The organism is Arsenophonus sp. PmNCSU2021_1, from assembly GCF_036919435.1.
In the GTDB taxonomy this organism is placed as follows: domain Bacteria; phylum Pseudomonadota; class Gammaproteobacteria; order Enterobacterales; family Enterobacteriaceae; genus Arsenophonus; species Arsenophonus nilaparvatae.
Window position 1 is genome coordinate 17,716 of record NZ_JAZHPL010000006.1, and the last position, 15,850, is coordinate 33,565.

16 protein-coding genes and 4 pseudogenes are annotated in these 15,850 nt (G+C 48.8%); 5 read left to right on the forward strand and 15 right to left on the reverse strand.

All coding sequences use genetic code 11. The annotated features are described in order from the left end of the window. Positions 1-7 precede the first annotated feature (7 nt). From V3224_RS12835 to V3224_RS12860, 6 genes are read right to left on the reverse strand one after another with little or no spacing between them, the layout of a single operon-like run. Positions 8-1,513 carry a phage tail sheath subtilisin-like domain-containing protein gene (locus V3224_RS12835; RefSeq protein ID WP_334470946.1) on the reverse strand — a complete coding sequence of 502 codons (1,506 nt, stop codon included), beginning with the start codon at positions 1,511-1,513 and terminating at the stop codon, positions 8-10. Next, entirely contained in the window at positions 1,510-1,779 is a 270-nt protein-coding gene (locus V3224_RS12840) for a DUF2635 domain-containing protein (protein WP_334470948.1), read from the reverse strand. Before V3224_RS12840 ends, V3224_RS12835 begins: the two co-directional genes overlap by 4 nt. Beyond that, a complete protein-coding gene (locus V3224_RS12845; RefSeq protein WP_334470950.1) occupies positions 1,772-2,314 on the reverse strand; it encodes a phage protein Gp37 in 543 nt (180 codons plus the stop codon). The genes V3224_RS12840 and V3224_RS12845 overlap by 8 nt, the downstream gene beginning before the upstream one ends. Beyond that, positions 2,314-2,730, reverse strand: coding sequence for a gp436 family protein (locus V3224_RS12850; RefSeq protein ID WP_334470951.1), 417 nt, complete (start codon positions 2,728-2,730; stop codon positions 2,314-2,316). Before V3224_RS12850 ends, V3224_RS12845 begins: the two co-directional genes overlap by 1 nt. 47 nt (positions 2,731-2,777) lie before the next feature. Beyond that, positions 2,778-3,725: a Mu-like prophage major head subunit gpT family protein gene (locus tag V3224_RS12855; protein WP_334467912.1), complete on the reverse strand. Its 948-nt coding sequence runs from the start codon at positions 3,723-3,725 to the stop codon at positions 2,778-2,780. Next, positions 3,725-4,873, reverse strand: coding sequence for a phage protease (locus tag V3224_RS12860; RefSeq protein ID WP_334470952.1), 1,149 nt, complete (start codon positions 4,871-4,873; stop codon positions 3,725-3,727). Before V3224_RS12860 ends, V3224_RS12855 begins: the two co-directional genes overlap by 1 nt. Before the next feature lie 166 nt (positions 4,874-5,039). On the opposite strand from V3224_RS12860, the gene V3224_RS12865 reads away from it, so the two are divergent. Next, on the forward strand, positions 5,040-5,912 hold the full coding sequence (locus V3224_RS12865) for an IS982 family transposase (RefSeq protein ID WP_334467716.1): 873 nt from the start codon (positions 5,040-5,042) through the stop codon (positions 5,910-5,912). 26 nt (positions 5,913-5,938) lie between these two features. Here the strand turns inward: V3224_RS12865 and V3224_RS12870 are convergent, their stop codons facing one another. From V3224_RS12870 to V3224_RS12880, 3 genes are read right to left on the reverse strand one after another with little or no spacing between them, the layout of a single operon-like run. Beyond that, entirely contained in the window at positions 5,939-7,552 is a 1,614-nt protein-coding gene (locus V3224_RS12870; protein ID WP_334472027.1) for a DNA-binding protein, read from the reverse strand. Continuing rightward, positions 7,477-7,692, reverse strand: coding sequence for a hypothetical protein (locus tag V3224_RS12875; protein WP_334472071.1), 216 nt, complete (start codon positions 7,690-7,692; stop codon positions 7,477-7,479). The genes V3224_RS12870 and V3224_RS12875 overlap by 76 nt, the downstream gene beginning before the upstream one ends. Further along, positions 7,667-7,900 (reverse strand): helix-turn-helix domain-containing protein, encoded by a 234-nt coding sequence (locus V3224_RS12880; RefSeq protein ID WP_334470953.1) that lies wholly within the window; start codon positions 7,898-7,900, stop codon positions 7,667-7,669. Before V3224_RS12880 ends, V3224_RS12875 begins: the two co-directional genes overlap by 26 nt. 120 nt (positions 7,901-8,020) lie before the next feature. Between V3224_RS12880 and V3224_RS12885 the strand changes: the two genes are divergently transcribed. Next, positions 8,021-8,635: a helix-turn-helix transcriptional regulator gene (locus V3224_RS12885; protein WP_334470954.1), complete on the forward strand. Its 615-nt coding sequence runs from the start codon at positions 8,021-8,023 to the stop codon at positions 8,633-8,635. A gap of 131 nt (positions 8,636-8,766) precedes the next feature. Here the strand turns inward: V3224_RS12885 and V3224_RS12890 are convergent, their stop codons facing one another. Beyond that, positions 8,767-9,231: a Csu type fimbrial protein gene (locus tag V3224_RS12890; RefSeq protein WP_334470955.1), complete on the reverse strand. Its 465-nt coding sequence runs from the start codon at positions 9,229-9,231 to the stop codon at positions 8,767-8,769. 55 nt (positions 9,232-9,286) lie between these two features. On the opposite strand from V3224_RS12890, the pseudogene V3224_RS29965 reads away from it, so the two are divergent. Further along, positions 9,287-10,301, forward strand: a pseudogene (locus tag V3224_RS29965) (IS701 family transposase). Here the strand turns inward: V3224_RS29965 and V3224_RS12910 are convergent. Both V3224_RS12910 and V3224_RS12915 read right to left on the reverse strand, forming a co-directional pair. After that, on the reverse strand, positions 10,261-10,620 hold the full coding sequence (locus V3224_RS12910) for a spore coat protein U domain-containing protein (RefSeq protein WP_334470960.1): 360 nt from the start codon (positions 10,618-10,620) through the stop codon (positions 10,261-10,263). The pseudogene V3224_RS29965 and the gene V3224_RS12910 sit on opposite strands and share 41 nt — an antisense overlap. Beyond that, positions 10,613-11,737, reverse strand: coding sequence for a fimbria/pilus outer membrane usher protein (locus V3224_RS12915; protein WP_334470962.1), 1,125 nt, complete (start codon positions 11,735-11,737; stop codon positions 10,613-10,615). The genes V3224_RS12910 and V3224_RS12915 overlap by 8 nt, the downstream gene beginning before the upstream one ends. 57 nt (positions 11,738-11,794) lie before the next feature. Here V3224_RS12915 and istA point away from each other — a divergent pair, with 57 nt between their 5' ends. Together istA and istB are read left to right on the forward strand one after the other, a co-directional pair. Next, positions 11,795-12,835: an IS21 family transposase gene (gene istA / locus V3224_RS12920; protein ID WP_334470963.1), complete on the forward strand. Its 1,041-nt coding sequence runs from the start codon at positions 11,795-11,797 to the stop codon at positions 12,833-12,835. Beyond that, positions 12,822-13,583, forward strand: a pseudogene (gene istB / locus V3224_RS12925) (IS21-like element helper ATPase IstB). The gene istA and the pseudogene istB overlap by 14 nt, the downstream one beginning before the upstream one ends. A 66-nt stretch (positions 13,584-13,649) precedes the next feature. On the opposite strand, the pseudogene V3224_RS12930 reads toward istB, so the two are convergent. The 3 genes and pseudogenes from V3224_RS12930 to V3224_RS12940 form a co-directional block, all read right to left on the reverse strand. Beyond that, positions 13,650-14,273, reverse strand: a pseudogene (locus tag V3224_RS12930) (fimbria/pilus outer membrane usher protein); the annotation flags it as partial. Positions 14,274-14,285: 12 nt separating this feature from the next. Continuing rightward, a pseudogene (locus V3224_RS12935) lies at positions 14,286-14,888 on the reverse strand (transposase); the annotation flags it as partial. A gap of 28 nt (positions 14,889-14,916) precedes the next feature. Next, positions 14,917-15,789, reverse strand: coding sequence for an IS982 family transposase (locus V3224_RS12940; RefSeq protein WP_334467716.1), 873 nt, complete (start codon positions 15,787-15,789; stop codon positions 14,917-14,919). Between the last annotated feature and the right edge of the window lie 61 nt (positions 15,790-15,850).

Sequence of the window (15,850 nt, forward strand, 5' to 3'; positions counted from 1 at the left end):
TACCCCCTTACAAAATGAACTGAATTTGTTCCGCGAAAATGCGAAATTGATTAACAATATCCGGCGTGCACTGCACGTCTACCCGGTTACGGTCATTGTTGTTGCGCTCGACAATCAGGCTGTCGCGGAAGCGCTCGAAGTTCTCAATCAGCCCCGCCTCCAGCCACTCTATCGCCAGCGCCAGTAACTGGGTGCGGATAATGGCCGGCGTCACCATCGCCTGCCCCGGTGCCACCGGCGTACCGTCATCGGCCAGCTTATGGCGCGGAAAGCGCTGGGTGATGCGTACCCGGGTGGAATAGCGCAGATAAGACAGCGTCGCCACGGTATTCACATCGAGGTAAGACGGATCGGGATCGCCATAGGCGTTGGTACGATAGGTGGTTATCTGCCGCTCAATCTGCACCCCATCGTCGGCCCCCACGGTCACGGTAGCGATGCCGTCATACAGCAGCTGGTTACGCTCATTGGGGCGCAGCCGGTCAGACAATGCCGGCGCCAGCCGTCGCGGCAGGCGCAGGCTTTGCAGCGGGCGCGCCGGATCAAGACTTAAATGTTTTGCGCCAATGGCACACAGGGTGGCCGCCCACAGATAGGCCGGCTCGGGGGCGCGCTGAATGCCGCTACAGGTCAGCAGAAAATCATTGCGCGTCTTACCGAACTGGGTGATTTCCCCCAGACTGCCGGTATGGGCCGCCCAGGCGATGCCGTCAGACATTTTGGTCGGTCCCCAGCGATCGCGCAGCGCTTCACTCAATAATTTCAGATTGGCCGCATCGAGCCAGGGCATGACAATATGGTGATACTGGGTATCCCCCAGCGCGGCAATACTGTTGGCCAAATCAGGGTTCGTCGCCCGTGCAGCGGGCGCGGCAAGTGTCACTGCCAGCCCGGGCGGCGTTATCTCGCCATCGTAATAATTCAGGCGGATATCCTGCGCCGAATAGTCGGAAATAAACCGTGCCGTCAGGGTCACCACCGTTTGATCGGCAGTGACATTTTCACCCCCCGGCGCGGCAGACACAGCGGTCACCGGCAGCGACGGCAGGGCATTAATCGCCAGGGCCAGCGCATCGCCGACCGCCTTACCCTGCTGGCCTTTCTCCACCGTCACGCGCACCCGCACGCCCCCGAGATAGACATTCAGTACCCCGGCCTGTTGTGCTGTGCCCGATAAGGTCAGGCTGCCGGCATCGGCCTTGCCCGCCCCGTTACCCTGCGCCATCACGGTTAACACCGCATCCGGGTTATCGGTTAAAAATTCCCTCACCATCGCCGCCAGCATCGATCCCTGGCCCCAGAGTGTCGCGGCATGATCGGCGCGGGTGATGCGGACCGGCGTGTCTACTGCGCCGCTGCCGTCGACCTTGCCGTCCTTGATGGCGGCCTGACCCAACATCAGCACCTGGGTCAGCGTGGTCGGGTTACCGGTGACGGCCTGCGAATTATCAATCTCAATATGCGTCAGCGGTAGGCGAACCCCGGCGCTGATTTCATTAAAGCTTATGGTCATGAAGGCGACTCCTGTTTACTCAAGGCGGCAGGGGCTGACTTTTGCCGGGTGGCCGCCGGTTTGGATGGGGGCGGGATTTCCAGCACATCCTTGAAACGCAGCCGGCGTAGCCAGAAAGCATTGCGCGGCACGCAGGCCCCCGTATCCGGTAACATCCGCAGGGAATTCGGTTCACGCACCGTACGCTCCGGGGCCGGCACCACAAAAATCATCGGTAAGTCATGCGGGTTAGGGAAGCGCATCAAAGCGTTATCGGTGTCATTCATCGTCAGTGTGTCCCCTGCGCAGGGTAATATGGGCGGCGAACGGCAGACTGTCGTCCGCCTGGGTAAAGGTCTGATAATGGCGCAGGTACGCATCCACGCCATCGTCCTGCATCAACGCTGGCACCGGCTCCTCACAGGTAAAGTAGATGCCATACAGCACCACGCCGCAATTCCCCTGTTCCTCCGTGTACAGGTTGCGCCCCTCTTCAAAGCGCATCGGCCCAGCGTTTGCGGGACAAAAACCCGATAAGCCCGCTATCAGGCGCGCCACTATCTGGTAGAGGCCGGGGCGGTCTCCCTCGGCACCGTTGATAACCTCGGCCACCACGTAAAAAACAAAGCGACTGTCAATCACCCCTTTCACTTGACCCGCCTGCGCTCCCAGCCACACCAGATATACCGAGGGCGGTGTAAGTAGCACATCACGCAGCCCCGCCTCGCTCCAGTCGCCGGGATGGGTGGTGATCTCGCGCAACGTCTTGCCAAACACATCATGTAGCCGCGCCAGCAAGGCGTTTTCGGTGGAGACAATCATCAGATAAACCCTTTCTGCTGGCGCCCGAGTACCGACGCGTCGGCCTGCATCTGCGGCAAATCGGCACTGTCGGGGGCCTGGTTATCGCTATCCACCCCGAGCGGCAGCTCGCCGTTTTTCACCGCCTCCAGCCAGCGCAGCGCATCCTGGTAACGCTGGCGGGTTTGCTCAGTGGCCCGCTCGTCATTCAGGTAGTAAAACGCCATCGTACAGGCATGCTGTTTCAGCACCGACGGCACCACCGAGAGCGGCAGGGCGTAACGGGCCGCGATAAAGCTGTCCATCAGGGCGCTGGCATCGCTGAGCGCCTGGTCCACTTTCTGCCGGGCTGCCGCCTCATCGCCGCGCCCGTCGACCAGTTTTTCTATCAACGGGGCGCTATAGCGGGCGCGTAAATCCTGCTCACTGGCATACATCCACTGACTCTCCGTTAATGACCGTTAAAACCCGGTTTAAAGGGCGTTTAGAGCGCATCTGCCACCAACAGTGTCAGCTTGCCTTTCATTTCGTTAGAGACCGTGGTGCTGCCCTCGGCCAGTAATTCCCGCTCCAGTAACTGGGTGGCGGTTTTTTCCAGCTCCACCGGCACCACCAGATGGGTCGGGCGAATACCCAGCTTGCGACCGCCATCGGCACTAAAGCCGCGCATGGCGCTCCAGCCTTTCCAGAGGTTATCCAGCGTCAGTGACGCCTGCATGCGGTAAGCCATCTGCCAGAAGCCGTAGCCCACATTGCGCCGGGCGGAGGCACCAAAGACAAATTCGTTATCGGTAAACGCGCGCCCCTCATCGACCTTGGTCAGGGCGAGTAACTCCGGCGGGCGGCGGTTCTGGAAAATCAGCGGTTTAAGCGCCCGTGAGCAGTCCAGCAGATACCATACCGCCCCCTCGTAGTCTTTTTCTGTTGCCCCGGTGCCGGTTTTTTCAATCAACTGGTTGGCGACCTTTTTGGCGGTGCCGGTGCCGTCGACCTTGGGATAGACCGGATGCTCGCTATCAAAAAAAGGTTTACCGTCGTAGCAGTCGGTTTTATTGCCGTCGCGCAAGGCGGTAAACACCAGTTCGTCCGGTTGTGCGGCGGCAGCGCGCCCCATTTCCTGAAACAGCGGGGTATACACGCCCAGATTGTCATCCTCGAAATCATCGCGGGTAATGGCCACCGTACCTTCATAGGTCTTGTTGTTGATGGTGTAACCATAGACTTTCATCTGCTGGATACTGCGTGCACCGACCCACTCACGGAACGCGGGAAACTGCCCCAGCCAGCCGTAGGTATTGGATTTTGACGTCGAGGGCACGCTGGTCGCCACCTGCTGATAGTGAGACGGGGCCATCGCCAGCCCGTTCTGAAACTCTTTGCGAAAGCCGGTCATCAGGGCAGTGATTTGCGACGGGGTAATGGGGGTTGGCATTATAGTGCGTCCTCGGTCTTGATTTTCTGGAACGCCGCCGGGGTCATCCCCAGCACGCGCGCGGCCTGTAACTCTTCCGCCGACAGGGCGACGGTGGCGGTTTTTTCACGGTGTTGGGGCGGCAGCATCAGGGTTTCGGTCTGCACCCGGGTCAGGGCGGCTATCGGCTGGCGCGTCGCCAGTTGCGCCGACAACGCCGCCACGCCAATCTGGTCGCCGAGTGTTTCCAGGTAGGCGCGCTCGGATTTCAATATCCGCCCGTCCTGCTCGGCCTGGTCCAGCGTCTGCGCCAGGGTGGTTTTTCCCAGGTCGGCGGACAGTGACACCACCTGCTCACGCACCGCGTTATAGGTCTCGACCGGGACATAGCGGCGTAAATCCACGGCCACCGTCGGTGCCTGGGTTTTCAGGGCGTTCAGGTCAGCGGACAGGGCCGCCATAGTGGTTTCCAGCGCGGCGGCCTTGTCCGCCTGGCTTTTTAGCGTGGTCACGGCAGACAGGGCGGTGGTGGCGATCTCATCGGTCAGCTCGCCGCCCTCCGGCACTGTCAGGCCCAGCGCGGCCAGCAGCGCGTTTAACGATGGATTCATTGCAGGCTCCTTAGGGGAGGAAGGGGAAACAGTTAACGCCTGGTACAGGTACTCGGCACTCAGGGCGGCCACCGGGCGCATGCCCGTCAGACCCGGATCGCCGGTAATGGCTAACATTCTTAGCTCCAGGGGTTCGCCGCTGCGCGCGTCATAGCCCATCACCGGCGAAAAATAGGGAAATTCATTGTTTTTCAGGTGCTCAAGCGCCGGCGGGTTCCAGTCCGGCTTGACCCAGACCCCGGTGTTGTCGTCCCAGCGAAAACGCGCCGGGGTCGCCGGAACAAAGCCGGCCGCCGGGGCCGCTTCCGGTTTAAACAGCGTCTGGTGGTTATAATCGATTTTGACAGGCTGATTGAGGGCTACCACCCGCGCCACCATGCGGTTAAACGCGGCCTCGTTAATCAGCCAGCCCTCGGCGGGCGTCTCGGGGCGACCGTCACGCGCCCGGACATGGCCGGCGGGCATCACCTGACACCAGCCGTCATGATCAAAGGGCGAGAGCGTCGCGGCGTTAAGCACCGCATAGGCTATCTTGGGAACAGGGGGTTTTGTCGTCATGCCGGCAGTGTGGCAGCCTGAGCGCGGACGGTGGGATTACGCTAAATTAACCTGAGTTCGGGATAAGAAATAAAGAGAAAGTCTTGATATTCAAATAGTTGAATGAGCCTGTTTTGTTAAAATACTCTAACAGTCTGGTTAAAGAGTAGAGCATTGTTAAACAATTATGGAAAATCTTACTGAACTTTATTGCCTGATGGATGATTTTTGCAAAGACTTCGAGCCAAAAATGCATGAATATTTGCTGACTAACGGTACTAAGCGTCGTAGACGGTCTACTCAGCTTTCGTTGGCGGAAATGATGACACTGGTTGTGTTGTTTCATCAACTCCGATTCAGGCAATTCAAGGTATTTTATCTCTATTATGTCCGCTTATATCTCCGGAAGGAATTTCCTAACTTGCCATCCTATTCACGCTGTGTAGAGTTACTTCCGCGTAGTGCCTTAGCGTTAACGGCACTGTTTGAGTCAATTAAGGGAAAATGCACGGGGCTATCGGTTGCCGATTCTACTCCGATAGCGGTGTGTGATAACTTACGGATCCGCAGACATAAAGTCTTCAATGGGATAGCTGAACGGGGAAAAAATTCAACAGGTTGGTTCTTTGGTTTCAAGCTTCATGTAATTATCAATCATTTGGGGGAAATACTCAGTTTTCGACTCACACCAGGAAACACCGATGATCGGAAACCATTGCCTGAGCTGACAAAGGATCTTTCTGGTTGTTTGTACGCAGATAAAGGGTATTTATCGGCTTCACTGAAACAGCAACTCAAAACGATGGGAATTAGCCTTATAACGAATATCAAGAAGAAAATGAAGCCTATTAAACAGACTTGTTTCGACAAAGCCATCTTGCGTCATCGTTCTGTCATTGAAACGGTATTTGATGAGTTAAAAAATCTTTGTCAAATAGAGCATACGCGACATCGCTCTCCGGCTAACTTTGTAGTGAATTTATTAGGCGGACTGGTTGCATATTGTTTAATGCCATCTAAACCAAAGATACCTGTTGCAGGTACGTATCTTCAAGTATAATTGATAATGCTTATCCCGAACTCAGGTTAAATATTGTTAAGGAAACGGATTTCACAGCGCCTGACCGTGCGCTCGGTTTGCGGCATAAACAGGTCACGCAGTTCAAACTGTGTTAGCCATTCCAGCTCGGTGGCTTCGTTTTCCAGCTTCCAGCGGCGAAACTCGGCCGGACTGTAATGCTGGCCATCGGGGCGTTTGGGGAGTTCACTGTGCGGACGGGCGTTGTACCACTCGACCCCGGCCTTGATTTCATCAATCAGCCTCTCCCAGGAGGGGAGCTTGCGTAGCGTGCTCTGCTGGGCGACGGTCAGTGCATGGCCCTTTGCCTGGGCATTTAAGGCGGATTTAAGCGCCTTGCCAGTCTTGCGCACCGTTTCCCGGTCAGCGCCGGTACCGTAATAAGTGGCAAAGCGGCGGCCAATGTACATGGGCAAGGTACGGTTAAGGCGTTCAATAATGCCTCGCCCCTGGGGATTGCCGGCGATACCGGTCGGGTGGTCAATCTCGAGCCGCCGCAGAATACCGGTCACGTCTGCATCCAGGGTGAGATTGGTTTCCCCACTGCGGTTATCTGAGTAGTAGAGAAACGGCTTGCCGTGAGTGGCAATGCCATAACGCAGGGCATCGGTGACGGCAATCACGTTTTCAGAGAGCGACAGGCTCCAGCCGGTGATATAGCGGCAGCTGCCATCGAGAATAAAGGTCACTTCCGGCGAAAAGGGTTGACCGTGGTCGGGATGGGCGACTTTCATCTTCATGCCGTGACCGTCGTCAATCCAGACGTAGTTCACCGGTAAACTGGTCCAGTCGCGGCGAACAAACCCTTCCAGCTGGCGATATTCGCTGCCGGTTTTGCGCCCGCGCTGTTTGACGATTTCGGGGAGTTTCTCCATCGCGTACAGCACCGCATCGTAGGAAGGCTGCGCGGCTAACATCAGCGGCTCATCGGCATAGCGCTGTTGCCATTCGGCGCAAAAATCCGCATACGCCTCTTTCATGCTGCACCCGTTCGGCTTGCGATAGTGCGCCAGATAGTCATGTAGCCAGGCTATTTGCTCCGGCTTAACGACTTCACGCTTACCCGGTGCCAGCACTATCAGATGTTCGGCGGGGGTAGTGGCCTTTCGGTAGTCGGCCAACCAGCGCTTGAGGGTGATTTCACTGAGTTGACGGTTTTGGCCTTTCTTGGCATTGGCCACCTGTGCCGCTTGCGCGATGCTCTCGGGCAACTGACCGGTTTTCGCCTGCTGGACAATAAAGCGGATGGCCTGCGCACAGCTATAACGGGGCTGTTGGCCTATGGTGAGGATATGCTGCACCAATAACATGCGTGCATCCGCGATCTGGCGCTGTTTATCCGTCAGGTCGGCTAACCTGTCCCCAATCAATGCCGGGCAACGGCGGTAAACGTCCAGCTTGCCCGATTTTTCGAGGTTAGCGTTGGCCTTTGATACGATGGGGTGCTTGACGACATCATCCCCCGGTACAGCGATCATTAGCTGTTTTAGATGATGTTCACGTAACAAATTTTGAATATTTTTAGGTAAACTATCAAAACTGTATTCTAACCCTCCACCTTGCCCTTCTCTTTTGCGCGATTTCCAACCATTTTTTTTGCTCTTTCGTTTATGTTTCTTGATGTTGCCGGTAAACCAGGGAGTTTCATCCGAGCAAGATCCGAGGCACTATAGTGCATTTTTAACTCAAACACGCTATCCTCCGATTGATAGTATTTGTTCATGAACAAAAATGTCTTAATATCGGCTTGGCCATATTTCATAAGGGGCAACACCTATCGCTTCTGCTATAAGTCGTTGACCTTTAGGCCAACGACGATCTAATGCATTGGTAAGAGATGTGGGCGACTTGTAGCCGTGATGTTTGGATAGTCTCCTGATGGACCATCCTTTTTTATGCAGAGCAGCCACTATATCTTCTCGCTCCCAGTCAGACGGTTTTGTGCATAAACAATTATTTTTTTTGCGCATATTTTTTGCTCATAAGCTTATGACATGAACAAACTATAAGCTCATTAAAGTTAAATATCAACTCGGATGAGATAAAAAATAACATCATCTGAGATAATCTCTAGATTGCGAGGTGTTTTTATGGGTAAAATAGTTAAAAAACAATCTGTTAATAAGAACTCGGATGATGTGAATTTGGAGGGGAATGAGCATTCATCTTCTGTTAGTGAACTTGGATGCGGTAATTTTCAATCTCGAATGATGAGTTTACTTAGCGGGTTTAAGAGTGTTAGCGCATTCGCTCAAGCTGTTGGCATCTCTACGTCAGGCATGAATAGGTTGCTTTCGGGAGGGACGCCAACACTACCAGTGCTTCTTAACATAGCAAAATCGATGGATGTTTCGGTCGAGTGGCTTGCCACTGGCAAGCAAATAGCTCCTATGGCTCATGTCGATAACGATAAAAAAACATGCTCTACAGAACTAGCTGATAAATGGTTAGATGTATTAGAAGGGCTAAGTAAAGATGAACAAGAGCACGTTTTACAATCTCTTAGGCGTGAAGGAACAAAAATTCTTCTTAAGATACCAGAACCAGGGACTGTCACATTGCTTGATTTGTCAGGAAAAAGGAGAGAAATAGCTTTACTTCTTGCCGCTATGGATGATAAGCAGGTCAGAGAGATTTTGGAAAAAATTTATTCTAATACAGGGAAGCAAGAAATAGATTGGTTAACCAACAAAGCCAGTGCATGAGGCGCTGGCTTCATTAAAATGTGCCTACAAGGTATTAAAGTCTCAGTTATAGAGACACTTAAAGCAATTTTTAATAGGTATCAAAAATTTTACCTGTAGACCTATTTTTGTTCTTTTTTTGTTCATTGGTATCAAATACATAAATCAGCTCTAAGCCTAAGAAATCCCACGAATTCCCGCCAGATCCCGCCAATTCCCGTAAGTATCAAATAAATCACTTCTCTATACACATTAGGAAAGCTGCTAACTAACGGTGCGCTGCCAAAATTGATGTTAGGCGCGCTGATGGTTGAGCAATCATTGGTTACGATCAGTGACACCACCGGCGAAAGGGTGGTACTGCCAACTTGTGGATTTAAACAGATCGAACCAATGCCGAGTAGCCCACAAATATTCCAGTTAATGGTTAGATTTAACGTTACGTTATAGGTTCCGGCTGATAAATTTTGTCCAGTGACGGTTTTAAAATAGATTGGAATAGTAAATACGTTGCCGCCTAATAAGTTAAGCAATTCGGTTGATGAGTAATTGATAGTACTACCAATCGGCGTCGTGGTGGCGCAGTTGGAAGCTTTACACATACACGAGTTTCGCAATCTCCAAAAAAGAAGTATAAATTTAAAAACAAGAAAAAATCAGGGTGTTCATATTTTGTCGGGTTATCCATGTATTAAAGATATCTATAAAACATTCTTACAAGTAAGCAGTTTAAGATACTCTGGTTTAGCGTTATCAGAAGTAAGCCCATCGCCTTTATCTCATGACACTGTTAGCCGATGGCTAAAAAGTAGATGTTTTAGACCTAAAGACCTAAAGACCTAAAGACCTAAAGACCTAAAGACCTAAAGACCTATGGCGATTAGTTGAACCTTCTATAGACAAAAAAAGCCCTTGCGTACTAATTGCCGATGATACATTGATTGCCAAAACACGTAGTAAAAAAATAGTGATGGTCCATTATCAATATTCAGGTAATGAACATGAGGTTATTGCTGGCATAGGTTTAGTTAATTTGCTTTGGCATGATCTGACGAAGGTTGAATCAATTCCTATCAATTATCTTATTTATGATAAAGATTCTGATGGAAAAACAAAAAACACGCACTTTTCCGAAATGCTCACTCTTGCTAAAAAAAGAGGGATCATGCCAGAAGCCGTAGTGATGGATGCTTGGTATTCTAGCCTGGATAACCTGAAATCAATTCGCTCTCATGGTTGGATCTAGGTAACCACGCTGAGGAAAAATAGGATTGTTAACCATAACAAACAACTGAACAAGTTAGACATCTCAGAAGAAGGAACGTCAATACACTTGCGAGGATATGGTTGGGTAACCGTTTTCAAATTTACAGCCAAAAACGGCCGTATTGATTACATAGTAACAAACAAAGAGAATCCCACCCGTCAATACCTCAAATCTATCATGGATGCCCGTTGGTCTGTTGAAGTTTATCATCGAGAAGTTAAACAAAACTGTGGTATTGAACGCTGTCAGGCTCGCACGAGCCGAGCGCAAAGAAATCATATTTTTCTCGCTATTTCTGCGTGGTTTGAACAACATAAACGTCGTATATCTGAAAAAATAACCCTTTATCAACAAAATTGGGACGTAATCAAAAGTGCTATTACTGAGCAAATCCCTGTTTTATTAGCGTACCCAAATTAGTTTTGTGCGAAACTCGTGACATATTAATGTGTTCAAGATCGGTATTGGCGGTGTTTTGCATTGCCGCTTGCGTCCCGCTTGAGCTTGATGCGCTATTGAGTTTGGCTGAAATCGTATCAGTGGTTAATAATGAAGCTAGTACTGCTCCACAGGTGACGACTAGGTTAGCCGAGGTTGATTGGACAGTGCTATTGATGACAAAAGAGCTTTGTGTGCCAAATGAAGCATTCTGCATGGTTGCGGTACAAGCAGCCCAAACAGGACTGTTAATCAGGCCAGTCAATAACAACGTAATGGCAGAAAATAGACGTTTATTCATGGTAACTCCTGGGGTTGCCATCTAAAGCGCAGGTAAGCGGGCCGTAGGTTTTTAGTTGTTGGCTAGTGTTTGCCGGCAGTTGTAAACTAAGCTGGCAGTGTTTACCTTCCGGCGTGCGGACAGTTAGCAAATTGTTTGGCTCCAATTCTTCCAAGTAAACCAATCCCTCCCAACCAACATAAGTGTCTGGTTTGCCCGCCCGAGAAACCACGCTGGCTAATGGTAGTGCTTTGCCCCGTTGATCGGTCAGGATGACACTAGCAGCATGGCGTACTTTGATGGGGAAATGGAGCAGATAGCCCCTGCCGCGTTTGACAGAAATACGTTGTTTGGTGGTATCTGCATAGATATCGGGTGGTAAATTTAGGGTATTGATACGATAACTGGCTGGGTAGTAGGCTGGTACACTAGGGATCAACAAATAACCAGATTTGCCGGTGTTACCATAGGGTTGATGTTCATAATCAACGGTAATATTCGGGTATCCATCGGTACTCACTAATACAAAACCATCGTTGATTTTATTAGCCGCTTGAATGGTACCGTCCATGATAACCAGTGAGCCGGAAACATTCCCCCACTGGGTATAGTTGCCAGACGAACCATAAATTCCGCCCTGTATTTGGACATGGGCATTGCGCCAGCCTAGTGAGGCTTGTTGATAATCATCTTGCGAGTCTTGATGCGCGTAGGCCATGTTCCAGCTGAATCCGCCGTCGCTTGGCATGGCATGGCTATAAGTGACGCGCTGAGTATTTTGACCGGCAGTATTGCGTTGCGCATCTATCGTCATCGAATCCAAGAAGTTAAATGGAATTTGTAGCACTAAGGCGAATGACCAGTTATTTTGTGAATAATCGCGGCTAGCAGAAGCATAAAAACTGCTATTGCCCCATAAACCCTTACTCCATGATAAGTTGAGCAAGCGATTTTTATCGCCGTTGAAGCTATAAATGTCCAGGTAAGCCAAACCAATACTGCCAAATTCATTTAATGATAATGAGGCAGAATATTGCGAACTCCGTCGACTTAAACTGTAGATAGGTTGGGTATCGTTAGGATTGTTGGGTTGATCATATAGTGCCAAATTACCAAACTTGCTGTTGCGGATTGTCACCGATCATGCAAAACTGATCCACTTGGTATTATTCGCACATTTTTGTACGGATAATTTATGTTAACCAAGGAGATATTTGTGGATATTCATGTTCGCTTTGCACAAGGACAAAGCCTTCGAAAAATTGCCCGTGAATTGGGCATATCGCGTAACACCGTAAAACATCATTTACAACAACAGACAATGCCAACTTATGCTAAAAGAAGTCAACAACCGACTAAATTAGCACCCTTTAAACCTTATTTGCTTCATCGAATTGAACTGGCTAAACCTGATTGGATCCCTGCAACAGTCTTATTTGATGAAGTAGTTGAAAGCGGCTATCAAGGCGGTATTGCTCAATTACGCCGATTTGTTTGTCAATTTAAACCAAGCATTGTTCCCGAAGCTGTCGTCCGTTTTGAAACACAGCCAGGTCAACAAATGCAAATCGACTTCACCAGCATCCGGCGAGGTAAAAAATCACTAAAAGCGTTTGGTGCAACGCTAGGCTATTCGCGTGCGAGTTATGTAAAGTTCTTTGATAATGAACGAGCAGAATCCTGGCAACAAGGTTTACGAGAAGCTTTCGACTATTTTGGTGGTGTACCACAGGAAATATTGTGTGATAACGCAAAATCCCTCATCATCGAACGGGATGCTTATGCAGAAGGTGAACATAAATTACATGTCGAAATCCTTCAAATGTCGAAAGATTACGGGTTTAAATTGTGTGCTTGCAAGCCCTACAGGGCAAAAACTAAAGGGAAAGTAGAGCGCTTTAACCACTATTTAAAAAACAGCTTTATCGTACCATTAAATACCGACCTTCGTGCTCATAATCTTGAACTGGATATTGAGATAGCTAATGCAAGAGTGGGGCCCTGGTTACAACGCGTTGCCCATCAGCGGATTCATGGAACAACGTTAGAGAAGCCAGCAGATAGACTAGCTAAGGAAGTTAAGTATCTTCTACCCTTACCAGCAAGGGTTTGCCAATCTATCCCGCAGACTGATACGCTTAATATCCGTATCGTACCGCCCCTTGAATCTGTCAGTTTGCAACACTCAATCAGCGTATACGAAGCATTGCTGGGAGGTGAACATGTTATTGCATGAACAAATTGAACACCTGTGTGAGTCATTGAAATTAAATTCTATTCCGACTCATTGGTGATCACTTGCCGAATAATGCATTGCCCAAGACAAAAGCTACGGAGAGTTTTTACTGTCCCTATTAAAATGTGAGCAACAACAACGAGATGAACGAACCCGTAATCTTTTGAGTCGGATGGCAGGATTCCCAGCACATAAAGAACTTAATACGTTCGATTTTAAGTTTGCAACGGGGATCCCCAAACAACACATACAGGAATTAAGCGCATTAACGTTTATTGAACGTAATGAAAATGTCGTGTTGCTTGGCCCAAGCGGTGTAGGCAAAACGCATTTAGCTATTGGGTTAGGATTAAAAGCAGTACAGGCCAAGAAGAAAACCCGCTTTACCACGGCAGCTGAACTGATGTTGCAACTCTCAACTGCCAAACGACAAAATAAGCTCAAACAATATCTATCACGTTCGGTGATGGCCCCGAAATTGTTGATTATCGATGAGATTGGATACCTGCCGTTTGGGCGAGAAGAAGCAAACCTGTTTTTCAATGTGATTGTCAAGCGTTATGAGCATGGCAGTGTCATATTGACGAGTAACTTATCATTTGGGCAATGGCCAAATGCTTTTGCTGATGACGCAACATTAACTGCCGCTATGCTTGATCGTTTACTTCATCATTCGCATGTACTGCAATTAAGCGGTGAAAGCTATCGATTGAAAGATAAGCGGCGCTCAGGAGCAATGACTGAGTAAAAGTGGATCAATTTTGATTGATCGGATTTAGCTAAAAAGTGGATCAGTTTTCGGTGATCGTTGACAACGGATGGTATGTTGGGTAGCCAAAGTAAAACGAGAGTGAGTATATTGGTAACCCCAATTAAACTGATTGCCGTGATTGCCTCGCATTTGACTGAGCGTATAAGCACCATTAAGCACACCAAAATTACCCAGTTTAATTAAGGAGCCAAAGCCACCTAGCGCCAATGAGGATGCTGCCTCCGCATGGGACTCTAATGTCAGCCAATCAGTAGCACCATAGTGGTAAGAACCACTGGCGGCTACCGGCCCGTAGGAAAAATTTTTGATGCCATAATCACGACGTAGTGCCCCGGCTGAAAATGCACCATCAGAAAGACCCGGTTTCAGCAAGGTACTGGCAACATAAAACGGTAAGGTGGTGGAAACCTGTCGGCCAAGGGCATCAGTGGTGACCAATACCGCTTCACCAGAGCCATTAATATAGGGGATATCGGTGATAGTAAAAGGGCCAGGTTGTAGCTGGCTATTACTGGATCGATAACCATTGATAAATAGGTCAACTGCGGTAGGGACGGCAGTTTTACCAGCAAAGGTCGGTAATGGGTAGGTAATAATATCGGGTCGGATAGAGAAGTCACGGGACAGTGACAGCCCACCCATTCTGACACTACTATTCCACACGAGTTTCGCACAAAACTAATTTGGGTACGCTAATAAAACACGGATTTGCTCAGTAATAGCACTTTTGATTACGTCCCAATTTTGTTGATAAAGGGTTATTTTTTCAGATATACGACGTTTATGTTGTTCAAACCACGCAGAAATAGCGAGAAAAATATGATTTCTTTGCGCTCGGCTCGTGCGAGCCTGACAGCGTTCAATACCACAGTTTTGTTTAACTTCTCGATGATAAACTTCAACAGACCAACGGGCATCCATGATAGATTGGACGTATTGACGGGTGGGATTCTCTTTGTTTGTTACTATGTAATCAATACGGCCGTTTTTGGCTGTAAATTTGAAAACGGTTACCCAACCATATCCTCGCAAGTGTATTGACGTTCCTTCTTCTGAGATGTCTAACTTGTTCAGTTGTTTGTTATGGTTAACAATCCTATTTTTCCTCAGCGTGGTTACCCAGATCCAACCATGAGAGCGAATTGATTTCAGGTTATCCAGGCTAGAATACCAAGCATCCATCACTACGGCTTCTGGCATGATCCCTCTTTTTTTAGCAAGAGTGAGCATTTCGGAAAAGTGCGTGTTTTTTGTTTTTCCATCAGAATCTTTATCATAAATAACCTGAGTTCGGGATAAGCATTATCAATTATACTTGAAGATACGTACCTGCAACAGGTATCTTTGGTTTAGATGGCATTAAACAATATGCAACCAGTCCGCCTAATAAATTCACTACAAAGTTAGCCGGAGAGCGATGTCGCGTATGCTCTATTTGACAAAGATTTTTTAACTCATCAAATACCGTTTCAATGACAGAACGATGACGCAAGATGGCTTTGTCGAAACAAGTCTGTTTAATAGGCTTCATTTTCTTCTTGATATTCGTTATAAGGCTAATTCCCATCGTTTTGAGTTGCTGTTTCAGTGAAGCCGATAAATACCCTTTATCTGCGTACAAACAACCAGAAAGATCCTTTGTCAGCTCAGGCAATGGTTTCCGATCATCGGTGTTTCCTGGTGTGAGTCGAAAACTGAGTATTTCCCCCAAATGATTGATAATTACATGAAGCTTGAAACCAAAGAACCAACCTGTTGAATTTTTTCCCCGTTCAGCTATCCCATTGAAGACTTTATGTCTGCGGATCCGTAAGTTATCACACACCGCTATCGGAGTAGAATCGGCAACCGATAGCCCCGTGCATTTTCCCTTAATTGACTCAAACAGTGCCGTTAACGCTAAGGCACTACGCGGAAGTAACTCTACACAGCGTGAATAGGATGGCAAGTTAGGAAATTCCTTCCGGAGATATAAGCGGACATAATAGAGATAAAATACCTTGAATTGCCTGAATCGGAGTTGATGAAACAACACAACCAGTGTCATCATTTCCGCCAACGAAAGCTGAGTAGACCGTCTACGACGCTTAGTACCGTTAGTCAGCAAATATTCATGCATTTTTGGCTCGAAGTCTTTGCAAAAATCATCCATCAGGCAATAAAGTTCAGTAAGATTTTCCATAATTGTTTAACAATGCTCTACTCTTTAACCAGACTGTTAGAGTATTTTAACAAAACAGGCT